This is a genomic window from Streptomyces sp. A3M-1-3 (genome assembly GCF_024213665.1).
Classification (GTDB): Bacteria; Actinomycetota; Actinomycetes; order Streptomycetales; family Streptomycetaceae; genus Streptomyces.
On the sequence record NZ_JANAVP010000003.1, the window covers coordinates 311,415 to 332,497 of the forward strand.

Annotated in this window: 21 protein-coding genes and 2 pseudogenes; 13 read left to right on the forward strand and 10 right to left on the reverse strand. The window is 70.4% G+C overall.

The genetic code is table 11. The features are described from left to right. Positions 1 to 12: 12 nt before the first annotated feature. Complete coding sequence (locus NLX86_RS05125; protein WP_254370361.1) at positions 13 to 1,653, reverse strand: MFS transporter; 1,641 nt, start codon at positions 1,651 to 1,653, stop codon at positions 13 to 15. Between the two features lie 156 nt (positions 1,654 to 1,809). On the opposite strand from NLX86_RS05125, the gene panB reads away from it, so the two are divergent. Both panB and NLX86_RS05135 read left to right on the forward strand, forming a co-directional pair. Beyond that, the gene (gene panB / locus NLX86_RS05130; protein ID WP_254370362.1) at positions 1,810 to 2,679 is read left to right on the forward strand and encodes a 3-methyl-2-oxobutanoate hydroxymethyltransferase; all 870 of its coding nucleotides are present in this window, start codon (positions 1,810 to 1,812) and stop codon (positions 2,677 to 2,679) included. Positions 2,680 to 2,809: 130 nt separating this feature from the next. Continuing rightward, positions 2,810 to 2,986: pseudogene (locus tag NLX86_RS05135) on the forward strand (ATP-binding cassette domain-containing protein); the annotation flags it as partial. A 4-nt stretch (positions 2,987 to 2,990) separates the two neighbouring features. On the opposite strand, the gene NLX86_RS05140 reads toward NLX86_RS05135, so the two are convergent. Then, on the reverse strand, positions 2,991 to 3,506 hold the full coding sequence (locus tag NLX86_RS05140; protein WP_254370416.1) for a Uma2 family endonuclease: 516 nt from the start codon (positions 3,504 to 3,506) through the stop codon (positions 2,991 to 2,993). Between the two features lie 126 nt (positions 3,507 to 3,632). On the opposite strand from NLX86_RS05140, the gene NLX86_RS05145 reads away from it, so the two are divergent. Then, positions 3,633 to 4,427 (forward strand): site-2 protease family protein, encoded by a 795-nt coding sequence (locus NLX86_RS05145; protein WP_254370363.1) that lies wholly within the window; start codon positions 3,633 to 3,635, stop codon positions 4,425 to 4,427. Here NLX86_RS05145 and NLX86_RS05150 read toward each other — a convergent pair. Then, on the reverse strand, positions 4,417 to 4,605 hold the full coding sequence (locus NLX86_RS05150) for a hypothetical protein (RefSeq protein ID WP_254370364.1): 189 nt from the start codon (positions 4,603 to 4,605) through the stop codon (positions 4,417 to 4,419). The two genes, NLX86_RS05145 and NLX86_RS05150, sit on opposite strands and share 11 nt — an antisense overlap. A gap of 78 nt (positions 4,606 to 4,683) precedes the next feature. Beyond that, positions 4,684 to 5,421, reverse strand: coding sequence for an NADPH-dependent F420 reductase (gene npdG, locus NLX86_RS05155; protein WP_254370365.1), 738 nt, complete (start codon positions 5,419 to 5,421; stop codon positions 4,684 to 4,686). Positions 5,422 to 5,495: 74 nt separating this feature from the next. Here npdG and NLX86_RS05160 point away from each other — a divergent pair, with 74 nt between their 5' ends. Further along, on the forward strand, positions 5,496 to 6,134 hold the full coding sequence (locus tag NLX86_RS05160) for a hypothetical protein (protein ID WP_254370366.1): 639 nt from the start codon (positions 5,496 to 5,498) through the stop codon (positions 6,132 to 6,134). A gap of 14 nt (positions 6,135 to 6,148) precedes the next feature. Here NLX86_RS05160 and NLX86_RS05165 read toward each other — a convergent pair whose 3' ends face one another. Beyond that, positions 6,149 to 6,382 (reverse strand): hypothetical protein, encoded by a 234-nt coding sequence (locus tag NLX86_RS05165; RefSeq protein ID WP_254370367.1) that lies wholly within the window; start codon positions 6,380 to 6,382, stop codon positions 6,149 to 6,151. Between the two features lie 58 nt (positions 6,383 to 6,440). Between NLX86_RS05165 and map the strand changes: the two genes are divergently transcribed. Next, positions 6,441 to 7,298, forward strand: a complete 858-nt coding sequence (gene map / locus NLX86_RS05170) for a type I methionyl aminopeptidase (RefSeq protein WP_254370368.1) — start codon at positions 6,441 to 6,443, stop codon at positions 7,296 to 7,298. Between the two features lie 135 nt (positions 7,299 to 7,433). Further along, positions 7,434 to 8,081: a heme oxygenase (biliverdin-producing) gene (locus NLX86_RS05175; protein WP_254370369.1), complete on the forward strand. Its 648-nt coding sequence runs from the start codon at positions 7,434 to 7,436 to the stop codon at positions 8,079 to 8,081. A gap of 3 nt (positions 8,082 to 8,084) precedes the next feature. On the opposite strand, the gene NLX86_RS05180 is transcribed toward NLX86_RS05175, so the two are convergent. Genes NLX86_RS05180 through NLX86_RS05190 form a run of 3 tightly spaced genes read right to left on the reverse strand, consistent with a single transcriptional unit; the run spans position 8,085 to position 11,568 of the window. Next, the gene (locus NLX86_RS05180; protein ID WP_254370370.1) at positions 8,085 to 8,765 is read right to left on the reverse strand and encodes a PhzF family phenazine biosynthesis protein; all 681 of its coding nucleotides are present in this window, start codon (positions 8,763 to 8,765) and stop codon (positions 8,085 to 8,087) included. Between the two features lie 8 nt (positions 8,766 to 8,773). Beyond that, positions 8,774 to 10,201: an HtaA domain-containing protein gene (locus tag NLX86_RS05185; RefSeq protein WP_254370371.1), complete on the reverse strand. Its 1,428-nt coding sequence runs from the start codon at positions 10,199 to 10,201 to the stop codon at positions 8,774 to 8,776. Positions 10,202 to 10,224: 23 nt separating this feature from the next. Further along, on the reverse strand, positions 10,225 to 11,568 hold the full coding sequence (locus tag NLX86_RS05190) for an HtaA domain-containing protein (protein ID WP_254370372.1): 1,344 nt from the start codon (positions 11,566 to 11,568) through the stop codon (positions 10,225 to 10,227). Positions 11,569 to 11,655: 87 nt separating this feature from the next. On the opposite strand from NLX86_RS05190, the gene NLX86_RS05195 reads away from it, so the two are divergent. The 5 genes from NLX86_RS05195 to efeB all read left to right on the forward strand — a co-directional run bounded on the left by NLX86_RS05195 (position 11,656) and on the right by efeB (position 17,269). Further along, positions 11,656 to 12,609 (forward strand): ABC transporter substrate-binding protein, encoded by a 954-nt coding sequence (locus NLX86_RS05195; protein WP_308409546.1) that lies wholly within the window; start codon positions 11,656 to 11,658, stop codon positions 12,607 to 12,609. A 215-nt stretch (positions 12,610 to 12,824) separates the two neighbouring features. Continuing rightward, on the forward strand, positions 12,825 to 13,862 hold the full coding sequence (locus tag NLX86_RS05200; RefSeq protein ID WP_254370417.1) for an iron ABC transporter permease: 1,038 nt from the start codon (positions 12,825 to 12,827) through the stop codon (positions 13,860 to 13,862). Further along, positions 13,859 to 14,719, forward strand: a complete 861-nt coding sequence (locus NLX86_RS05205) for a heme ABC transporter ATP-binding protein (RefSeq protein ID WP_254370374.1) — start codon at positions 13,859 to 13,861, stop codon at positions 14,717 to 14,719. The genes NLX86_RS05200 and NLX86_RS05205 overlap by 4 nt, the downstream gene beginning before the upstream one ends. A gap of 85 nt (positions 14,720 to 14,804) precedes the next feature. Then, positions 14,805 to 15,950: an iron uptake system protein EfeO gene (gene efeO / locus NLX86_RS05210; protein ID WP_254370375.1), complete on the forward strand. Its 1,146-nt coding sequence runs from the start codon at positions 14,805 to 14,807 to the stop codon at positions 15,948 to 15,950. A gap of 11 nt (positions 15,951 to 15,961) precedes the next feature. Beyond that, positions 15,962 to 17,269, forward strand: coding sequence for an iron uptake transporter deferrochelatase/peroxidase subunit (gene efeB, locus NLX86_RS05215; protein ID WP_254370376.1), 1,308 nt, complete (start codon positions 15,962 to 15,964; stop codon positions 17,267 to 17,269). A gap of 206 nt (positions 17,270 to 17,475) precedes the next feature. Here efeB and NLX86_RS05220 read toward each other — a convergent pair whose 3' ends face one another. Beyond that, the gene (locus NLX86_RS05220) at positions 17,476 to 18,612 is read right to left on the reverse strand and encodes a transposase (RefSeq protein ID WP_254370377.1); all 1,137 of its coding nucleotides are present in this window, start codon (positions 18,610 to 18,612) and stop codon (positions 17,476 to 17,478) included. A 26-nt stretch (positions 18,613 to 18,638) separates the two neighbouring features. Here NLX86_RS05220 and tnpA point away from each other — a divergent pair. Both tnpA and NLX86_RS05230 read left to right on the forward strand, forming a co-directional pair. After that, positions 18,639 to 19,049: pseudogene (gene tnpA / locus NLX86_RS05225) on the forward strand (IS200/IS605 family transposase); the annotation flags it as partial. Between the two features lie 155 nt (positions 19,050 to 19,204). Next, positions 19,205 to 20,197, forward strand: coding sequence for a hypothetical protein (locus tag NLX86_RS05230; RefSeq protein WP_254370378.1), 993 nt, complete (start codon positions 19,205 to 19,207; stop codon positions 20,195 to 20,197). 22 nt (positions 20,198 to 20,219) lie between these two features. On the opposite strand, the gene NLX86_RS05235 is transcribed toward NLX86_RS05230, so the two are convergent. Beyond that, a complete protein-coding gene (locus tag NLX86_RS05235) occupies positions 20,220 to 20,963 on the reverse strand; it encodes a bifunctional DNA primase/polymerase (protein ID WP_254370379.1) in 744 nt (247 codons plus the stop codon). Positions 20,964 to 21,083 lie beyond the last annotated feature (120 nt).

A 21,083-nucleotide genomic window follows, 5' to 3' on the forward strand; every position in this document is an offset into this window, starting at 1 on the left:
GGCCGCGGCCCCCTAGGGCTCCCGGGCGTCGACGGGACTGCGGGCCGGCTCGCTGTGCTCGTTTCCGTCCCCCGCGGCCGGCTTCGCGCCCCGGCCCGGCAGGAACAGCGCGACGACGACCGCGCCCAGCACTGCGACGGCCGCCGCGCCCAGGGCGGTGATGTGCATCGCGTGGATGAACGCGGCATAGGCCGGGCCGATCAGCGCCTCGCCCTCCGGGCCGAGCCGCTGCGCGGCCGCGAGGGTCGCCTCGACCGACTCACCCGCCGCGTGGCGCGCGCCCGGCGGCAGGGCGGTGAGGCTGTCGTCGATGCCGGCGCGGTAGACCGTGGACAGCAGCGAGCCGAGCACCGCGACGCCCAGCGCGCCGCCCACCTGCCGGAAGGTGTTGTTCAGGGCCGATCCGGAACCGGCCTTCTCGCGCGGCAGGCTCTGCATGATCGCGACCGTGACGGGCGTCATGACGTGCGCCGAGCCGGTGCCCTGAAGGAAGAGGATCGCCTCCAGTACCCAGATCGGGGTGTCCGTGCCGAGCAGCAGGAACGCGCTGAGCGTGACGGTCAGGAGCAGCAGTCCCGCCGTGCAGGTGACGCGCGCACCGAAGCGCGCGACGGCCAGCCGGGCGCGGGGCGCGAAGATCAGCTGGGCCACGGCGAGCGGCAGGACCAGCAAACCGGTCTGCAACGGCGAGTAGCCCCGAACGCTCTGGATGTAGAAGACCGAGAAGAAGGAGACGCCCGTCAGCGCGAAGAAGACCAGCGCGATGGCGGCTACAGCTGCCGAGAAGGCGGGGTTGCGGAACTGGCGGACATCGATCGCGGGGTGGTCGCTGCGCCTCTCGTACAGGACGTAGACCGTCAGGACCACGAGCCCGCCGCCGAGGGTGAGCACCACCTCGGGCGTGGTGAAGTCGGCGTACCGGCCGCCCGTGATGATCCCGTACACGAGCAGGACCAGGCCGGCGACGGACAGCAGCACACCGACCGGGTCGAGCCGTCCGGGGTTCGGGTCGCGCGAGTCGGGGATCAGGACCAGCATCGCGATCACGGTGACGATGACGATGGGCACGTTGACGAGGAACACCGAACCCCACCAGAAGTGCTCCAGCAGCAGCCCGCCGGTGATCGGGCCGATGGCGATCGCGATGCCGACGCCACCGGTCCAGATGCCGATGGCCTTGGGCTGTTCCTCGCGGTCGAAGACGTTCATCAGGATGGCGAGCGTGGTCGCCATCACAAAGGCGCCGCCGACGCCCATCACCGCGCGGTACGCGACGAGCGCGCCCGGCGATCCGGAGAACGCGGCGAGCGCCGAGCCGGCGCCGAAGACCAGCATGCCGAAGATCATGGCCTTCTTGCGGCCCAGCCGGTCGGCGAGGAGGCCGGCGGTGAAGAGGAGGCCGGCGAAGACGAGCGTGTAGGCGTTGATGGCCCATTCCAGCGCGCTCTGGGAGGCGCCCAGGCCGTGCGGCGGAGGGGTCGCGATGGTCTTCATCGCGACATTGAGGATCGAGTTGTCCAGCACCACGATCAGCAGGCTGAGGATCAGAACCGCGAGGATCGCCCAGCGGCGCCGGTGCACGGCTTCGGGGATGAGGGAAGGGGCCGGGGTGGGGCCGGGGGTGGGGGACGCGGCGGGTCGGCCGGTGTTCATGGGGCGAGTTTAGTCCATTTTCGATACGGCGCCGTCTCGTATCGAAAAGCTTGTCGCAATGTCCCCCTTCCGCCTCCGGCCGGCGAGGTGCCACCATGGGGGGTACGTCCGGGGACGCCGTAAGGGCGCCTCGAGATGACACAAGGAGCCGTTGCAATGACGCACGCCGTCACGCCTGCCCCGAACACGTCCTCCGACAGCAGCAAGGCGCTGTACGGAGGCAAGGGCACCCGGCGCATCACCGTCCGCGACGTCACCGCCGCCAAGGAGCGCGGTGAGAAGTGGCCCATGCTCACCGCCTACGACGCGATGACCGCCTCCGTCTTCGACGAGGCCGGCATCCCGGTCATCCTGGTCGGCGACTCGATGGGCAACTGTCACCTCGGCTACGACACCACCGTGCCCGTCACGCTCGACGAGATGACCATCCTGTCCGCCGCCGTCGTACGGGGCACCCAGCGCGCCCTGGTCATCGGCGACCTGCCCTTCGGCTCATACCAGGAAGGCGCCGTCCAGGCGCTGCGCAGCGCCACCCGGCTGGTCAAGGAGGCCGGCGTCGGCGCGGTGAAGCTGGAGGGCGGTGAGCGCTCGCTGGCCCAGACCGAGCTGCTCGTGCAGTCCGGCATCCCGGTCATGTCGCACCTGGGCCTGACCCCGCAGTCCGTGAACGCCATGGGCTACCGGGTCCAGGGCCGTGGCGACGAGGCGGCGCACCAGCTGCTGCTCGACGCGAAGGCGGCGCAGGACGCGGGCGCGTTCGCGGTCGTCCTGGAACTCGTACCGGCCGAGCTGGCGGCCGAGGTCACCCGATCGCTGCACATCCCGACGGTCGGCATCGGGGCCGGGTCCGAGTGCGACGCGCAGGTGCTCGTCTGGACGGACATGATGGGCCTGACCGGCGGGAAGATGCCGCGCTTCGTCAAGCAGTACGCCAACCTCCGCCAGACCATGGGCGACGCGGCGAAGGCTTTCGCGGACGACGTCGTCGGCGGCGCGTTCCCGCAGCCGGAGCACGCTTTCCACTAGCCACCGCGGCACCATCGACGGCCCGCCGATTCCCCCGTCGGCGGGCTGTCGCCGTTCGGCCGGCGAGGCTGTCGGTGCTCTGTCGGTGGGTTGTCGTCGGGTTGTCGGTGGTGGCTGGTCCGATGTGGGCATGACGCGATTCGACAAGAACCCCCGGCACGGCACCAACGCCGTCGAAGTACGGGGACTGGTCAAGCACTACGGCGAGACCAAAGCCCTCGACGGGGTCGACCACGATGTGCGCGAGGGCACCGTCCTCGGCGTCCTCGGGCCCAACGGCGCCGGCAAGACCACCCTCCCGATGTGCGATTTCACACCCGCATGAACTGCGCCGAGTCGAGGGTGAGCGTCTGGCCCGCGACCGGAATCTCGATCTCCTGGCCGAAGGCCCCGGATACCGTGTGCTGGTACTCCCCGTTCTCCGGCTGTGTCAGCAGCGTCCAGCGGGCGGTAAGGACATTGACGACGAGGTAGGCCGGGATTCCGCGCAGCGCGTAGTGGTCGGACTTGCTGTTGTAGTCCCGGTTCTTGCTCTCGGGCGAGACCACCTCCACCACGAAGGGCAGCAGCGACTCGTCGAACTCGCTCTTGGCCGGGTCGAACTGGTCGACGGGGAGGGCTGACGCGTCCGGTTCCGGCTTGTAGCCCTCCCGCGCGGGGACGACCTTGAACTCGCCCACCGGCAACCAGCCGGGCAGCCGTTCCTCGATCTGGTTCGCGATGCGCCGCTGCGCCGTCAGGTGCGCTTGCGTGACTGGTACGAACGTGAGCCCGTTCCTCGTCAGTCGCAGCCGCACGTTCCGGGGCAGCTGGATCTCGTCCAGCATCTGCGCCACCCATGCCTCCATGGCGGACACGGCTATCAGGAACCGTGACGGATCCGCAGGACGTTTCCCTCACGTCACCGGTACGGTCGACGCGCACCGCCCGCCACCCCACCCCGGGAGCCCGCAATGACCACGGCAGCAACCCGCAGCGACCGGCGTGTCAGTCCCGTCTTCCTGGGGATCGTCGCCGTCATGGCGGTCACGGGCTGGGCGGTGTGGACGGACTTCTCCCCGAGCGCCGGCCTCGCCGTCTTCCTCTTCGTGACGGCCGCGTGGGTCGTGTCGCTCTGTCTGCACGAGTACGCGCACGCCCGCACCGCGCTGCACGGCGGCGACATCTCGGTCGGCGCCAAGGGTTATCTGACCCTGAATCCCATGAAATATACCCATGCCGTCCTGAGCATCATCCTGCCGGTGCTCTTCGTGATCATGGGCGGAATCGGTCTTCCCGGCGGCGCCGTGTTCATCGAGCGGGGCCGGATCCGGGGCCGTTGGAAGCACAGTCTGATCTCTGCGGCCGGGCCGCTGACGAACGTCCTGTTCGCGATCGTCTGCACCGCGCCGTTCTGGCTGGACGCCCTTGACGGGGTGCCGCTGATGTTCCGTTACGCGCTCGGCTTCCTCGCCCTGCTCCAGGTGACGGCCGCCCTGCTGAACTTCCTGCCGGTGCCGGGCCTGGACGGGTACGGGGTGATCGAGCCGTGGCTGTCGTACAGGATCCGCCGCCAGGTCGAGCCGATCGCGCCCTTCGGGCTGATCGCGGTCTTCGGCGTCCTCTTCATCCCCGCGGTCAATCACGCCTTCTTCGACGGGATCGACGTGCTGCTGCAGGCGCTCGGCGTGAGCGAGGTGGACACGTACTGCGGGCAGAACGCCTACCGCGCCTGGACCGACCTGAACCCGCTCTGCCTCACGCGGTAGGCGAGGGCGCGTTCCGCTCGGCCTTCGCCTTGCGCAGGTAGTACCAGGCCATGTTCGACGACAGGCCGGCCAGCAGCACCCACACGATCCCGAGGAAGCTGCCCCGGACGAAGGCCAGCACGGCCGCGGCCACGGCGAGGGCGCAGACGACAATGGCGTACAGAGCAAGGCGGGGCATGGGGGTCGGCTCCTGTCCGGGGGCTTATCACGTACAGCCCCTCCAGTGTCCCCCATGCCCCGGCCCGGCTGTCCCGGCTCAGACGTCGGTTACTCGCAGGCCGGCGTGCGCCTTGTAGCGGCGGTTCACCGAGATCAGGTTCGCGACGAGCGACTCGACCTGGTGAGCGCCCCGCAGCCGGCCCGCGAAGACGCCGCGCATGCCGGGGATCCGGCCGGCCAGGGCCTGGACGAGGTCGGTGTCGGCGCGTGTCTCGCCCAGCACCATCACATCGGTGTCGATCTCGTCGACCGACTCGTCCTGGAGCAGGACGGCGGACAGGTGGTGGAAGGCGGCCGTGACCCGGGAGTCCGGCAGCAGGGCGGCGGCCTGCTCTGCGGCGCTGCCCTCCGCCGGCTTCAGGGCGTACGCGCCCTTCTTGTCGAAGCCGAGCGGGTTGACGCAGTCGACGACGAGCTTGCCCGCGAGCTCCTCGCGCAGCGACTCCAGCGTCTTGGCGTGGCCCTCCCACGGCACCGCGACGATCACGATGTCGCTGCGCCGCGAGCACTCGGCGTTGTCCGCGCCCTCGATACCGAGGCCCAGCTCGTCGGCGGCGGTCTGCGCCCGCTCGGCCGCCCGCGAGCCGATGATCACCTTCTGGCCGGCCATGGCCAGCCGGTAGGCGAGCCCGCGCCCCTGGTCACCGGTGCCGCCGAGGACGCCGACCACCAGGCCGGAGACGTCGGGGAGGTCCCAGGGGTCTTTCGCGGGGGCCTTCTGCGCGCCCTGCGCGCTGGGGGTGGACGCCGTGCCGGCACTGTCGGTAGAAGTCATGAGCCGACCTTACTTGCTGGTAGAGGCGCCGACTCCAGGACTGTGGAGACGCCGGTACGGCAGGATGCGGAGCCATGGATGCCGTACGCGTCGCCCTGCTGCGTGAGGTCCTCGCCGGGACGGAGTGGCTCGGTGCCACCCGGCGGTTCGCGGGGGTGCTCCGGTCGTCCGTCGTGCCGTACGGCGGCGGGCTGCTGCTGGTGGGCACCGAGCGGTACGAGCCGTGGCATCTGGCCGCCCACCTCGTCGACGAGTCCGCCTGGTCGGGGCTGCCCCAGCTGGCACCCACGCTGGTACGCCACCGGGTGCTGCCCGGCGAGCCGCCGCACCTGTCCGTCGGGCTGGGCAGGATCGCGGCGGCCCGGCGCGGGGAGACGCTGCTGGTCGTGGCGCCCGAGCGGCCGGACGAGGGGCTGCTGGAGCGGGTGCACGACGCCCGCCGGGCCGGGGCGACCGTGCTGTCCCTGGACTCCCTGGACGGCGGGGACCGTGAGCTGCACACGCTCGCGCACGACGCGCTGTCCGTGCCGTCCGTGCCGTCCGCGCCCTCCGCGCCCGGCAGCGCCGATCTGGACCTGGACACCGTGCAGCACCTGGTCAGCGCAGCCGCCGGGGAGAACAGCGTGCCCGCGCCGCGCACGCCCCGCCGGTTCCGGGACCGGCTCTCGCGGCTGGCCGACCAGCTGACCGCGCCCCCGCCGGCCCGCTGGTAGCCGCCCCGCGCTCGTCAGGCCGGGGTGTCCTCGCCCCCGCGCTGTGCGTCGTGCCACTTGGGGTCGGTCTCCCACTCGAGGTTCCGCTCCTGCGCGGTCTCCATCGCCTGGTTGGCCTCCTCGCGGCTGACGTAGGGACCGAAGCGGTCCTTCGCCGGGCACTCCGGGCCCTCTTCGACCTTCCGGTGCACGAGGCAGTAGTACCACTCGCCCGGTTTGCCCACCGTGCGCTTCTTGAACAGGGCCATCGTCGGCTCCTCTCTCTGCCGCCAGCTTGCCCGATCCGCGCTGGATACACTCGCTCTCATGTCTGGCCAGTCGCTGCTCGTACCAGGGGAGATCTCTCCCATCCGTTCCGTCCCCGGAAACATCCGGCGTCCCGAGTACGTGGGCAAGCCCGCGCCCACGCCGTACTCGGGGCCCGAGGTGCAGAACGCCGAAACGATCGAGCGCATGCGTATCGCGGGGCGGATCGCCGCCCAGGCGATGGAGGAGGCGTCGAAGCTCATCAAGCCCGGCGTGACGACGGACGAGCTGGACCGGGTCGCGCACGAGTTCATGTGCGACCACGGGGCCTATCCGTCGACCCTGGGCTACCGCGGCTTCCCCAAGTCGCTGTGCTCCTCCGTCAACGAGGTCATCTGCCACGGCATCCCGGACTCCACGGTGCTCCAGGACGGCGACATCGTGAACCTGGACGTCACGGCGTACATCAACGGGGTGCACGGAGACAACAACGCCACGTACCTCTGCGGGGACGTCGACGACGAGTCGAAGCTGCTCGTCGAGCGGACCCGCGAGTCGCTGAACCGCGCCATCAAGGCGGTCAGGCCGGGCCGCCAGATCAACATCATCGGCCGGGTCATCGAGTCGTACGCGAAGCGGTTCGGCTACGGCGTCGTGCGCGACTTCACCGGGCACGGCATCAACTCGTCCTTCCACTCCGGCCTGATCGTCCCGCACTACGACAGCCCGCACGCCACCACCGACATCCAGCCGGGGATGACGTTCACCATCGAGCCGATGCTCACGCTCGGCACCCACGAGTACGACATGTGGGACGACGGCTGGACCGTGGTGACCAAGGACCGCAAGCGCACCGCGCAGTTCGAGCACACGCTCGTGGTGACGGCGACGGGGGCGGAGATTCTCACGCTGCCGTGATCCCGTCCAGGGCGTAAGGTTTTTACCGACAGGACGTCGGGAACCATTGACTTAGGTATGCCTAAGTAGGAGGATCGCGGGGGCGGCTGCCCCCGCGGCTCTTCCTTCCCTGTCCCTCGGCCCCGGAGGTCCGTCTTGGACGCCTTCTCCACACTCATCCGTACCGCGTCGCACGAGCAGCACACGGAGGCGGAGACCTCGACCTTCATGAGCGACCTGCTCGGCGGGCGGCTCGGCGTCGACGCGTACACGCGCTACACCGAGCAGCTGTGGTTCGTCTACCGCGCCCTGGAGGACGCCGCCGGGTCGCTGGCGGACGACCCGGTCGCGGGCCCGTTCATACAGCCCGAGCTGATGCGTATGGCCGAGCTGGAACGGGACCTCGCCCATCTGCGCGGTCCGGACTGGCGTGCCGGCCTGGCGCCGCTGCCGGCCACGGCGGCGTACGCGGCGCGGGTGGCCGAGTGCGCACGGACCTGGCCCGCCGGGTATGTCGCGCACCACTACACGCGCTACCTCGGCGACCTCTCGGGCGGCCAGATCATCCGCGACAAGGCGGAGAAGACCTGGGGCTTCGCGCGCAAGGGCAACGGTGTGCGCTTCTACGTCTTCGAGGAGATCGCCAACCCTGCGGCGTTCAAGCGGGAGTACCGGGAGCTGCTGGACGCGGTGAACGCGGACGACCTGGAGAAGCAGCGCATCATCGACGAGTGCAAGCGCGCCTTCGACTTCAACGGCGCGGTGTTCCGCGAGCTGGGCCAGGAGTTCCGTATCAGCGCCTGATGCTCAGCCTCGTGCCGCCCACCGGACCCGGCCGCCGATCTCGATCGTGCCGTCGGGTCCGGGTGCGGTCAGGATCTGGGAACCGCGCCCCTGCGTGATGTTCAGGGCACGGTTCAGCTCGGCGGTGAGCACCAGGGCCGCGGCGCCGGTCGCCTCGTCCTCCACGATGCCGTCACCGCGGCGGGGGAAGGCCCGGGCCCGCACCCGGCCGGCGGCTTCGTCCTCCCACGCCCAGGCGTACAGCCAGCCCTCACCCGGCGGCGGGCCGGGCAGGGCGTCCACCTCGGCGACGGTCGCGTACCGCTGCGTACGGCGGCCCGCGGCCCACTCCGGCCGGGCGGTGATCCAGGTGAACTCGCCGTCGCTGCGCGCCCAGACCTCGCCCGCCGGCGGCTGCAGCTCCTCGACGTCCAGCAGCCAGGCGGCGCCGACGAGCGGATGCCCGGCGAAGGGCAGCCGGAGACCGGGCGTGTAGATGTCGATGATCCCGCGCTCGGGGTCGTCGACGAACACGGTCTCGCTGAAGCCGAGTTCGGCGGCGAGCGCCTGCCGGGACGCCTCGTCGGGATACGCGCGCCCGTCGCGCACGACACCGAGCGGGTTGCCGTGGCGGCCGTCGGGCCCGCAGAAGACCCTGACCACGTCCAGTACGTGCGGTGCGTCAAGTACGTCGAGTTCACTCACTCCGGCATTCAAGCACCTGAGGGGCGCCGCCTGCGGGCGGCGAAGACAACCGCGGCGCCGGCTGCGACGATCGCGCCGGAGGCGGCTAGCAGGGGGCCGGCCGGAACCTCGGCACCGGTGGCGGCGAGGTTCCCGCCCACCGATCCCCCGACGGCGCCGCCCGTACCCCCGGTCGTACCACCCGGGGAGCCGCCGGTGGTGCCTGAGGTGCCGCCGTCCGGAAGGTCCGCGTCCTTGTCCAGGGCGAGGGAGAGCGTCACCGGATCGAGGGGGTCGCCCTTCTTGTACATCGAGCCCGTGGCGTCGTTGGCGAACTGCGCGGCGCCGTCAGCCGTAAAGGCCGCCGGGATGCTCTTGAGCTGGACGATGCCGTTCTTGGCGGTGTAGTCCGCCGTGGACAGGTCGAGCGTCGCGAACTTCACGCCCTCCTTGGTGCCCTTGGAGGTGGTGACGTCCAGGACCAGGGTGCCCGCGGCGCCGGCCGTCTCGATCCTGACGTCGCTGAAGGTCATGTTGATGCCGTGGGCGGCATAGGCGAACCGGACGCTGCCGGTGAACGACGCGTTCAGCTCGCGGGCGTCCAGGTCGGCCTTGACGAAGGAGAAGTCGAAGACGTCGCCGTTCTTCGTGGCGCCACGGGTGGCCGTGATCTCGCCGCCGCTCTGGATGTACTTACGGAAGGACTCCTTCAGCCCCCAGGTCAGCGTGCCGTCGAGAACCGCACCGTCCTCCGCCGGCTTGGACGTCACGGCCGTCGGCTTCGGAGTCGGCGTGGGCTGCTGCGTGACCGTAACCGTGGGAGTTGGAGTCGGCTTCGGAGTCGTAGGCTGCTCGAACTCCAGCTTCACCGTGAGCGGATCACCGGCGATGCCCTCGTACGGCCCGCCGAGCTCCTCGGCCGCCTCCTTCGTGAGCGTCGTGGCCAGGTTCTCCAGCGACGGACCGGCGACCTTCACGTCGGCCAGCGGAACGTCCTGCTTGGTGGCGGCGCCCTTGGTGACGTCCGCGGTCAGCTTCTGCGTACCGGTGTCGAACTGGAAGTCCGAGAGCTTCACCTCGAAACCGTGGCCCTGGGGCGGCGCGGGCGAGGAGAAGGTCACGCTGCCGTCGAAGGCGGCCTTCACAATATGCGTGTCCCGGTCGTACGCGCCCTCCGCGCCCCCGAAGTTGAAGGTTCCGTCCGCGTTCCGCTTCGCGCCGTCCGCGACCGTGATCGTGCCGTTCGCTCCGCGCGGCGGCACACCCGTCACATAGTCGCGATACCGCTGCACGACGCCCCAGTCGAGCGTGCCCCCGACGATCTTCAGCGGCGGCTTGACCGCAGGCGCGGCAACGGGGTCCGCGGCAAGCGCGGGCAGGGCGAGCACGGTCGCACCGAGTGCGGTCGCGGTGGCGACGGCGGCCGCGAAAGCGACCGGACGGCGGGTAAGAGCCATGGTCAGAGGTCTCCTTGAGAAGGTCAGTTGAGGCCGGACATGCGTCGCTTGCGCACCACGAGCAGTACGGCGGCCACGGCGACGAGCACGCCCGCGCCGATTGCCACGTACGTACCGGTGTCCGAGGAGGGCGAGGTGGCGACGGCGGTAGCGTTCCTGGCGCCGGGCGTCGGCGTCGCCAACGGCGGGGCGGAGGTCTGGCTGCCCAGGTCGGGGAGGGCCGGGAGCCGCGCCTTCCGGTCGAGAACGACGGCCAGCGAGACCGGATCCATCTCGGTGCCCGCCGTATACATATCGTCAAAAGCCTTGGCGCCCTGAGGAGTCAGCGTCGTGGGCGCCTCGGTCAGAGTGACAAGCCCCGCCGACGCCCTGAGGCCCTTCGCATCGAAGGTGACCAGGGAAACGGCTTCCTGAGTCGCGCCCTGCCGGGTGACGTCGGCGGAGAGCGTCCCCCGGCCGCCCTTCACCCGCACTTCGACCTTGCTGAGAGCAAGGTCGAGGTGCCGCCCGGTGAAGCGCACGGTTCCGGCGAAGGCGCCGGCCAGGATGCCCTTCCTGCCGTCGTACGTGCCCTCGCCGCGCGGAAAGCGGAAGAGCGCTCCGCCGTCCTGGGCGCCTGCGGACAGCGTCCACTTGCCCCGGGCGATCGAGCCGGTCACGTACTCACGGAAGGTGCGGCGCACCCCCCAGTCAACGGCGGCATCAACGATGTCACCCGAAGCCGTTCCATCCGTCCCTTCCTTCTCCACCGGCTTCCGAGTAGCCGAGGCGACCACATCGGCGGACAGACTCACCGGGTCCAGCTGCGTACCGGCGGCGTAGTACCCGGCGAAGGCCGCGGCACCCTGCGAAGTCAGCGTCGCCGGAACGCCAGTGAGGACGACGGGCGTACCGCCTCCCCGCATATTCACGCCGGCGAGGGACAGCGAGGCGAGCGCGACCTGAGAGGAAGCGGTGCTCCGGCTGACCACATCGGCGTACAGCGTGCCGCTGCCCCCCGAGATCCGCACGGTGGGACGGCTGATGGTGAGGTCCAGTTCATACGAGCCGTCCGGCTTCCGGTGGCCGACGAACCGGACGCCGCCGGAGAAGCCGGCCCGGAAGGCGCCGCTGTCGGGGTCGTAGGAACCGGTGGCGGAGTGGAAGCGGAACTGGCTCCCACCGGCCGTGGCCGCGCCACCCCTGAGCCGCCAACTGCCCTTGGCCACCGGCCCGGTGACATAGCTCTGGAAGGAGGACTTGATGCCCCAGTCGAGCCGGCCGCCCTGCACGGTGCGGCCCCCAGCGTGGGCTGCCGGCACGAATGCCCCCAACAACACCGCGACGAGCGCGACGGCACACACACGAGCCGGTCTGAACGACGGCATCAGGCTCCCTCCGAGGTCTGGCGAAGCGAGGTAAGGCTAACCTAAGCTAGCCCGACCCGGAACCCTTCGACCGACAGGACGGTGCCCGTGCGTACGCCAGCCGCCGCACTCATCTCCGCAGTCGTCCTTGCCCTCGCCGGGTGTACAGCCACCACCCCACCGCAGGAGCACACTTCGGACCGGGTCGAGCCGCTGTCCACCGTCCCGAAGCCGGAACTCCCCGTCACCGTGCGGTCCGCCGACGGCAGCAGGGTCACGGTCTCCTCGGCCGACCGGATCGTGCCGCTGACCGGCAGCCTCAACGAGATCGTCCACACCCTCGGCCTGGGCAGCCAGGTCGTCGCCCGCGACATCACCGCCACCTTCGAACAGGCCAAGGACCTCCCGGTGGTGACCCGGGCGCACGATGTCTCCGCAGAGGGCGTACTGTCACTGAAGCCGACGCTGGTCCTCGCCGACACCTCTACCGGCCCCGCCGAGGCCGTGGGCCAGATCCGGGACGCGGGCATCCCCCTCGTCGTGGTCGAGCCCGCGAAGAGCCTCGACGACATCGCCACGCGCATCGACTCAGTGGCGGCGGCCCTGGGCGTCAAAGCGGCCGGCACAGAGCTGAAGGCGCGCACGCGAAACCGGATCGCCGCCGTACAGAAGGCCGTTCCGCCGCCCGCCAGAAAGCCGCGCGTGGCCTTCCTCTATCTGCGCGGCACCGCCTCCGTCTATCTGCTCGGCGGCCGCGACTCGGGCGCCGGTTCGCTGCTGGAAGCCGCGGGTGCGGTCGACGCGGGCTCCGGGCTGGACAAGGACTTCACGGCGATCACGTCGGAGGCTCTCGCGAAGGCGGCGCCCGACGCGATCCTGGTGATGAGCAAGGGACTTGCCTCGGTGGGCGGTGTGGACGGCCTGGTGAAGATCCCGGGCGTCGGGGAAACCCCGGCTGGAATGGACCGCCGGGTCATCTCCATCGACGACGGCGTCCTGCTCAACTACGGCCCCCGCACGGACCAGGTACTGAAGTCCCTGATCGAGCAGCTGTACCCGTGATCGCCGAGCCCCCGACCCCGCCGTCGGCCACCGCGCGTGAGGGGTCGTGTCGGGGCGCTCCCCGCAGGGCCGCGAACACAAACACCGGTGCCGACCACGCCCCCGCCGAACGTTCGCGGCCCGAGGAGACGCCCCGGCGCGGCGCCGGCCCCGGCACCCCGCCCGACGGCGAGCACACCCCACCCGAACGCACCGCGCCCCAGCGCAAGCCCACCCTGCCCAAGGGCAGACCCACCCCATACGCACTCACCGCCGCACTCCTCGCCACCCTGCTCGTCCTGTGCCTGCTGTCCGCAGGACTCGGCGCGTACCGCATCTCCCTCGGTGACGTCCTCGCCTCCGTCCAGCACCGGACCGGGCTCGGCGGCGCCGCACTCGACCGGATCGGGGAGAGCGTCCTGTGGAACGTCCGGTTGCCGCGCGTCGTGCTCGCGCTGCTCGTCGGCGCTTCGCTCGGCTGCGCCGGCGCCCTGATGCAGGGCGTGTTCGGTAACCCGCTCGCCGAGCCCGGCGTCATCGGCATCTCGGCGGGCGCGGCGGTCGGCGCGGTCGGCGCCATCGCGCTGGGCCTGAGCTTCTTCGGCAACTGGACCGTGACAGCCTGCGCGTTCACGGCAGGGCTCGCGACCGTACTGTTGGTGTACGCGCTGTCGCGCTCCGGCGGGCGCACCGAAGTGGTCACGCTCATCCTCACCGGCATCGCCGTCAACGCCTTCGCCGGTGCGCTGATCGGCCTCTTCATCTTCTTCGCCGACAACGCGCAGATCACCCAGATCACCTTCTGGCAGCTGGGCTCGCTGTCCCAGGCCACCTGGCCGAAGGTGCTCGCCGTACTCCCCTGCGCGGCCCTCGGCCTGGTCGTCGCCCCGTTCTACGCCCGCAAGCTGGACCTGCTGGCCCTCGGCGAGCGTCCCGCCCGCCACCTCGGAGTCGACGTGGAACGGCTGCGGATCGTCCTCGTCCTCGTCGTCGCGCTGCTCACCGCTGCCGCCGTCGCCGTGGCAGGCATCATCACGTTCGTGGGGCTGCTGGTCCCGCATCTGCTGCGGATGGCGAACGGTCCGGGCCACCGCTTCCTCGTCCCGGGCAGCGCCCTGGGCGGGGCGGTCGTCCTGGTCGCCGGCGACCTCGCGGCGCGCACGGTGGCGGTCCCCGCCGAGCTCCCGCTCGGCGTGCTCACCGCGCTCTTCGGCAGTCCTTTCTTCTTCTGGCTGCTGCGCAGGACCCGCCGCAGACAAGGCGGTTGGGCATGAGACAGCTGCGGCTGAAGGACCTGTTCAGGGCAGGGGTACGGGTACGCACCCGAGAGCTGCCGTCGCGCATCCCGCCCGGCGCGGCCACCGCCGAGGTACGGGGCCTCCATGTGCGCCTGGGGCGGCGGGAGGTGCTCGCCGGCATCGACCTGACCGTCCGCGCCGGCCAGGTGCTGGCTCTGGTCGGCCCCAACGGCGCGGGGAAGTCGACCCTGCTGGCCGCCGTCGCCGCGGATCTCCCCGCCGCGGCCGGAGAGGTACGGATCGACGGGCGCCCCGCCGCCGCCTGGACGCCGCCCGAACTCGCGCTGCGGCGCGCCGTACTGCCCCAGTCCGCCGCGCTGTCCTTCCCCTTCCCGGTGGCGGATGTCGTACGGATGGGCCGCGCGCCCTGGGCCGGTACGGAGCACGAGGACGCGGACGACGAGGCGGTCGCCGAGGCCATGGCGGCCACCGAGGTGGCCGAGTTCGCGCCGCGCCCCTTCTCCGCGCTGTCCGGCGGCGAACGGGCCCGGGTCGCGCTGGCCCGCGTACTGGCCCAGCGGGCACCCCTGTTGCTGCTCGACGAGCCGACGGCGGCGCTCGATCTGCGCCATCAGGAGCTGGTGCTGCGCATCTGCCGGGAGCGGGCCTCGGCTGGTGACGCGGTGGTGGTCGTCCTGCACGACCTCGGGCTCGCCGCGGCGTACGCGGACCGGACGGCCGTACTGCACGGCGGTCGCATCGCGGCGGACGGGCCGCCCGCCGAGGTGTTCGGCGACGAACTGCTCAGCCGCGTCTACCGGCAGCCGGTCGAGGTGCTGGCGCATCCGCACGGCGGGGCACCGCTGGTAGTCCCGAGGAGAGACCAGCGGTGAGCTGAATCACTGGACGCATGGGTACTGGTGAGGTAAGCCTCAGTTAAGTTAGGTCTGCCTCACCGCCGCCGCCCTTGGAGCCCGTATGAGACCCGCCCGCTTCTCCGTCGTGACCGCTGCCGCCACCGTGGCCGCCCTGACCGCCGTCACCGGCTGCGCGGACGCCGAGAAGAGCGACGCGAAGGTCGAGGGCGCGATCACGGTGACCGCGACCGACACGTCCTGCCAGGTCTCCGCGAAGGAGTTCCCGGCCGGCAAGGTCCAGTTCGCGGTGGAGAACAAGGGCTCCGAGGTCACCGAGGTCTACCTCCTCTTCCCCGACGACCGGGTCGTCACCGAGCGCGAGAACATCGGCTCCGGCACCAAGGCGAACATCACCGCCGAGGTCAAGGCCGGTGACTACGAGATCGCCTGCAAGCCCGGCATGAAGGGCGACGGCATCCGCCAGAAGGTCAGGGCCACCGGCGGCGGCAAGGCCGTCAAGCGCGACCCCAAGCTGGACGCGGCCGTCGCCGAGTACCGCACGTACGTTCAGCAGCAGGCCGACGAGACGCTGCCCAAGGTCAAGGTGTTCACGGACGCGGTGAGGATGGGCGACATCGAAGCGGCCAAGAAGGCGTACGCCGACTCCCGCATCGGCTGGGAGCGCACCGAGCCGGTCGCCGAGTCCTTCGGCGACATCGACCCGAAGGTCGACCTGCGCGAGGACGGTCTGGAGAAGGGCCAGGAGTGGACCGGCTGGCACCGGCTGGAGAAGGCGCTGTGGCAGGACAAGAAGCTCGGCCCGGCGGAGACCGAGCTCGCCGACCTGCTGGTCAAGGACCTGACCGGGTGGCAGGACAAGGTCAACGAGGCCGAGATCACCCCGACCTCCATGGCCAACGGCGCCAAGGAGCTCCTCGACGAGGTCGCCACCGGCAAGGTCACCGGTGAGGAGGAGCGCTACAGCCACACCGACCTGGTGGACTTCAAGGCCAACGTCGAGGGCGCGCAGAAGTCGTACGAGCTGCTGAAGCCGGTCGCCTCGAAGAACGATCCGGCGCTCGCCAGGGAGCTGGACATCCAGTTCGCGGCGCTGAACGCCCTGCTCGACAAGTACCGTGCGGACAAGAGCGGCTACGTCTTCACCTCGTACGACAAGGTCGGCAAACCCGAGCGCAAGGAGCTCTCCGACGGCGTGAACGCGCTCGCGGAGCCGCTGTCCCAGCTCGCCGCGGCCGTCGTCAAGTAGCGGGGGGCGCCATGTCCGACGAGACCAAGACACCTGCCGGGCCCGAGCCCGACGAGACCGAGGCACCCGCAGAGGCCGCCGGCCAGGCGGTGGCGGCCCCGTCCCGCCGGTCCCTGCTCGGCTGGGGCGGTGCCGGGCTGGCGCTCGGTGCCGCCGCGGCCGGCGGCGCCGCTGTCGCGCTGCGTCCCGGGGACGCGCCCTCCCCCGCCGCGGCGGCGGGCGCGGCCGTGCCCTTCCACGGTGTACACCAGGCCGGAATCGCCACCGCCGTACAGGACCGGCTGCACTTCGCCGCCTTCGACGTGACGACGAAGGACCGGGCGGCGCTGGTCCGGCTCCTCAAGGACTGGACGGCCGCCGCGGATCTGATGACCCGTGGGCACGCGGTCGGCGAGGGCGCCTTCGGCGGGCTGCCCGAGGCCCCGCCGGACGACACCGGTGAGGCGGTCGGGCTCAAGCCGTCGCGGCTGACGCTGACCATCGGCTTCGGTCCGTCGCTGTTCGCCAAGGGCCGCTTCGGTCTGGCGGACCGCAGGCCGGACGGGCTGGTCGACCTGCCGCTGTTCCCCGGCGACAATCTCGATGGGGCGCGCAGCGGCGGCGATCTGTGTGTGCAGGCCTGCGCGGACGATCCGCAGGTCGCGGTGCACGCGATCCGCAATCTGGCCCGGATCGGCTTCGGCGAGATCGCGATCCGCTGGTCGCAGCTCGGCTTCGGCAAGACGTCGTCCACCACGCCCGAGGCGCAGACCCCGCGCAACATGATGGGCTTCAAGGACGGCACCCGGAACATCTCCGGCACCGACGCCGACGCCCTCGACCAGCACGTGTGGGTCGCGGAGAAGGACGGCCCCGCGTGGCTGGCGGGCGGCTCGTATCTGGTGGCACGCCGCATCCGGATGCACATCGAGACCTGGGACCGCACCTCCCTGCGGGAGCAGGAGGACATCATCGGCCGCGACAAGGCCGAGGGCGCGCCGGTCGGCAAGTCCCAGGAGCGCGAAGAGCCGTTCCTGAAGGCGATGCTGCCGACGGCGCATGTACGTCTCGCCCACCCGGACACCAACAACGGCGCCCGGATGCTGCGCCGCGGCTACTCCTTCACCGACGGCACGGACGGCCTCGGCCGCCTCGACGCGGGCCTGTTCTTCCTCGCGTACCAGCGGGACATGCGCAAGGGGTTCATCCCGGTGCAGCGCAGCCTGGCGCGCGCCGACGTCCTCAACGAGTACATCCAGCACGTGGGTTCGGCCGTCTTCGCCGTCCCGCCGGGCGTCCGCGACAAGGAAGACTGGTGGGGGCGGGCGCTGTTCTCTTGACCTCCTCGCCCTCGTGAACGGGGGCGATTCTCTCCCTGGTGCCCGTTGTCACGGTTCGCCTTGAGTGGGGTTCCTGGTTCCTTCCCACCATCGGTGGGGGTTGTGCGCGCTGCCGGGAAGAATCCTGGTCTTACATGCGCTTCGCAGGCGTTTACTCGCGCCGTTACCGGTGTGAGGCCCCCGGCCCGGGGGTGGATGGTGCTGTCTTAAGGAGTCGCCGCTCGTATGCGGCGTCCTTCGTGCTTGACGTTCTTTGAGGCGTTCCAGTCGCGGTCGTGGTGGGTTCCGCACTGGCGGCAGGTCCAGGCGCGGATGTGCAGGGGTTTGGGTCCGTCGCGGTGTCCGCAGGTAGAACAGATCTGGGAGGACGGGAAAGCCCGGTCCACCTTGGTCAGGGTGCGGCCGTGCCGGACGGCCTTGTACTCCAGCATGTGCACGAAAGCGGACCAGCCGGCGTCGTGCACGGACTTGGCCAGGCGTGTACGGGCGAGGCCCCTCACGCTCAGGCTCTCCACGCTGACCGCTTGGTTCTCGCGTATCAGCTTGGTGGACAGCTTGTGGTGGAAGTCCTTGCGCGCGTCGGCTACCTTCGCGTGCGCGCGGGCGACCTTGATCCGCTGCTTGTTCCGGTTCTTCGAGCCTTTGGCCCTGCGGGACAGGCGGCGCTGTTCCCGTTCGAGTTTCTTCTCCGCCCGGCGCAGGAATCGTGGCGACCTGACGCGGGAGCCGTCCGCCATGACGGCGAAATGGGTCAGGCCCAGGTCGATGCCCTGATCCGCGTCGAGCGGGGGCAGGATGTCGGCTGCCGGATCGGTCTCCACGACGAACGATGCCCAGTACCGGCCGGACGCATCCTTGAGCACGGTCACTGTGGACGGCACGGACGGAAGGGATCGTGACCAGCGGACCTTCACTTTCCCGATCTTGGGCAGGTTCAGTCTGCCGTCCGCCGTGATGGACCAGCGGGCATTGGCGGTGAACCGGACGGCCTGCCGACTGTCCCGCTTCGACTTCATCCGCGGCTCGCCGATCCTGGGACCCTTTCGGGTGCCCTTGACGCTCGCGAAGAAGTGGGAGTAGGCGGCATCCAGGTCCCGCAACGACTGTTGCAGAACCACTGCGGACACCTCCCCGAGCCAGGAACGCCCGGGGGTTGTCTTCGCCTCGGTGATGAACCGCTTCGACAACTCCGACGACTTCGGATACGGCAAGCCCGCCCGGTGCGCGTCCCGCCGGGCCCGAAGACAGTCGTTGAACACCACCCGCACACAGCCGAACGCCCGGTTCAGCGCCAGGCGCTGACCCGGCGTCGGCTCGATGCGAAAGGCGTAACGAAGCTGCACAAGCACGACCGTACTACGGTTGGCTTATCGCCCAGCATGGAGAGATCAGAACTGGCAGACAATGCGCATTCCTCATGCACGCGCACTTGGTTTTCGTGACGAAATACCGTCACAATGTGTTCACCGACACCCACCTGAGGCGCATGGAAGAGATCATGCGCGCGGTCTGCGCCGACTTCGAGACCGAGCTGACCGAGTTCAACGGCGAGGCCAACCACGTCCACCTGCTCGTGAACTTCCCGCCCAAAGTCGCCATCTCCAAGCTGGTCAACAGCCTCAAGGGCATGTCCTCTCGCAGAATGCGGCAAGAGTTCCCCGACCTCGTACGGCACTACTACCGCGCGAACAAGCTGTGGTCCGGCTCCTACTTCGCCGGGTCCGTGGGCGGCACGCCCCTGAGCATCGTCCGCCAGTACATCGAGCAGCAGAACCGTCCCCTACAACCCACAGGTCAGAGCAGTTCACAGAATCGCTTCACCACCGGGCTGAAGCCCGGCGCACTGCGATTAATCCCGGTAGCCGGGAGGGACTCGCCGCTGCGGCACGGGTAGGCTTCGGACGGTCGGTGGGGCGAAGGAGCAGAAGAGTACGCATGAGCAGCAGGCTGAGGCGGCTGGCCGGACTGACGGCCGCGGTGACGGTGCTGACGGTGACGGCAAGCGGGTGCGTGACGGTGCACGGCGAGCTGGAGGTCGTACCGTCGGCGACGAAGGCTGAGGCCGCGCAGGCCGTGAAGGACTTCACCGACGCGTACAACAAGGCCGACCGGGCCTTCGACCCGGCGCTCGACGCGGGCCGGGTCACTGGCGCGCTCGGCGCCATCAACCAGGCGGGCCTCAAGGCCAAGGGCATCAACAACCCGAACGGCAATCCGCAGCACGTACCGCTGGAGCTGGCGGACGCCACGTTCACGATTCCCAAGAAGGCGGGCTGGCCACGCTGGTTCGTCGCGGACACCGACAGCAACCGCGACGCCGACCAGGGCCCGCAGGACAACCGCTGGGTGCTCGTCTTCGTCCGCGGCGGCGCCGATCAGCTGTGGGAGGTCGCCTATCTGTCGATCCTCGCGCCGGACGAGATCCCCGCGTTCAAGACGGACAAGGCCGGCTTCGCGGAGCCGGTGGCGCCGGCCGACAGCAGCCTCGCGACGACCCCGCAGGAGCTGAGCAAGCAGTACGCCACGTATCTGCAGAGCGGCAAGCCCGCGGACTTCGTGCCGGGCCAGCACACCACCCAGTGGCGGGACGAGCGCAGCAAGAACGCCCGCCGGCCGGGCATTTCCACCCAGTACGTCGATCAGGCGCTGGACACCGGGATGTTCGCGCCGCTCGGGCTGCGCACGAAGGACGGGGGGGCGCTGGTGTTCTTCGCCACCCGCCACTACGAGCAGCAGACGGCGGCCAAGGGTGTGCGCCTGCAGGTCAGCCCCGATGTGAAGGCGCTGATGAGCGGCACGATCACCAGCACGCTCACCAAGGAGCGGGTGTCCAGTCAGGCGGTGACCGTACCGGCGATCGGCTCGGCGAAGCCGCAGGTTGCCTTCCTCAACCGTATCCAGGGCCTGGTCGGCGCGAAGGGCTCCTGAGCCTGCGTCCTTCGGCCGGCCGTCAGCGGCCGAGCGGCCAGGCGACCGGGTGGTGCTCGTGGCCCTCGCCCGCGTACTGCGCACAGGCGTCGGTCAGGGTCTCCAGCAGGGTCAGCGGATCGGGCAGCGGGTGCTCCGGCCCGCGGATCCAGTCCACGCTCCGGTCGTCGGGCAACTGCGCCGGCGGTACGAGGACATAGCTGCCGCGGCAGTGCCAGCGCAGACCGGGGTGCTCGTCCATGGTCTCGGGGTGGCAGTCCAGCTCACACGGCCACCACTCGTCCTCGTCCTCGGGGGTGCCGCGGGTGGCGGTGAAGAACAGCATCCGGCTCTGGCCGTTGGCGGCGCCCGATTCGGCGACCGGACCCACGTCGATGCCTGCGTTCAGGAGGCGCTCCAGCGCGTTCCGCCCGGCGTCCAGCGGCACGTCGAGGACGTCGTGGACCATGCCGGTCGCGGTGATGAAGTTGGCCTGCGGCTGATTGCGTGCCCAACGCTCGATCTGGGCGCGATCGGTGGTGGACTGGGTCTGCCAGGCGAAGGAGACGGGATGCCGCGCTGGAGTGGGACAGCCGACACGGTCGCACGAACACCGGTAGCCCGCGGGATGGGCGGCGGGGGCGAGCGGCAGGCCTGCGGCGGCGGCGGCCAGGAGCAGACTCTCCCGTCCCGCGCCCGGATCGGCAGAGGGCTTCTGCCTGCGGCGCAGCCACTGGGAAATCCGGCTCTCTTCACCGCGGTTGTAGCGGCCCGACTCCTCGCCCATCTATCCCCTCACCTCACCGTTGGCCCCGGCGGACCTTCACATCGTCCCACCATCCTGCGCCCCGCGTGACCGCACTCCTCAACCGGGGTACGTGCGATGACGCCACAAGCCGGGTGTCAT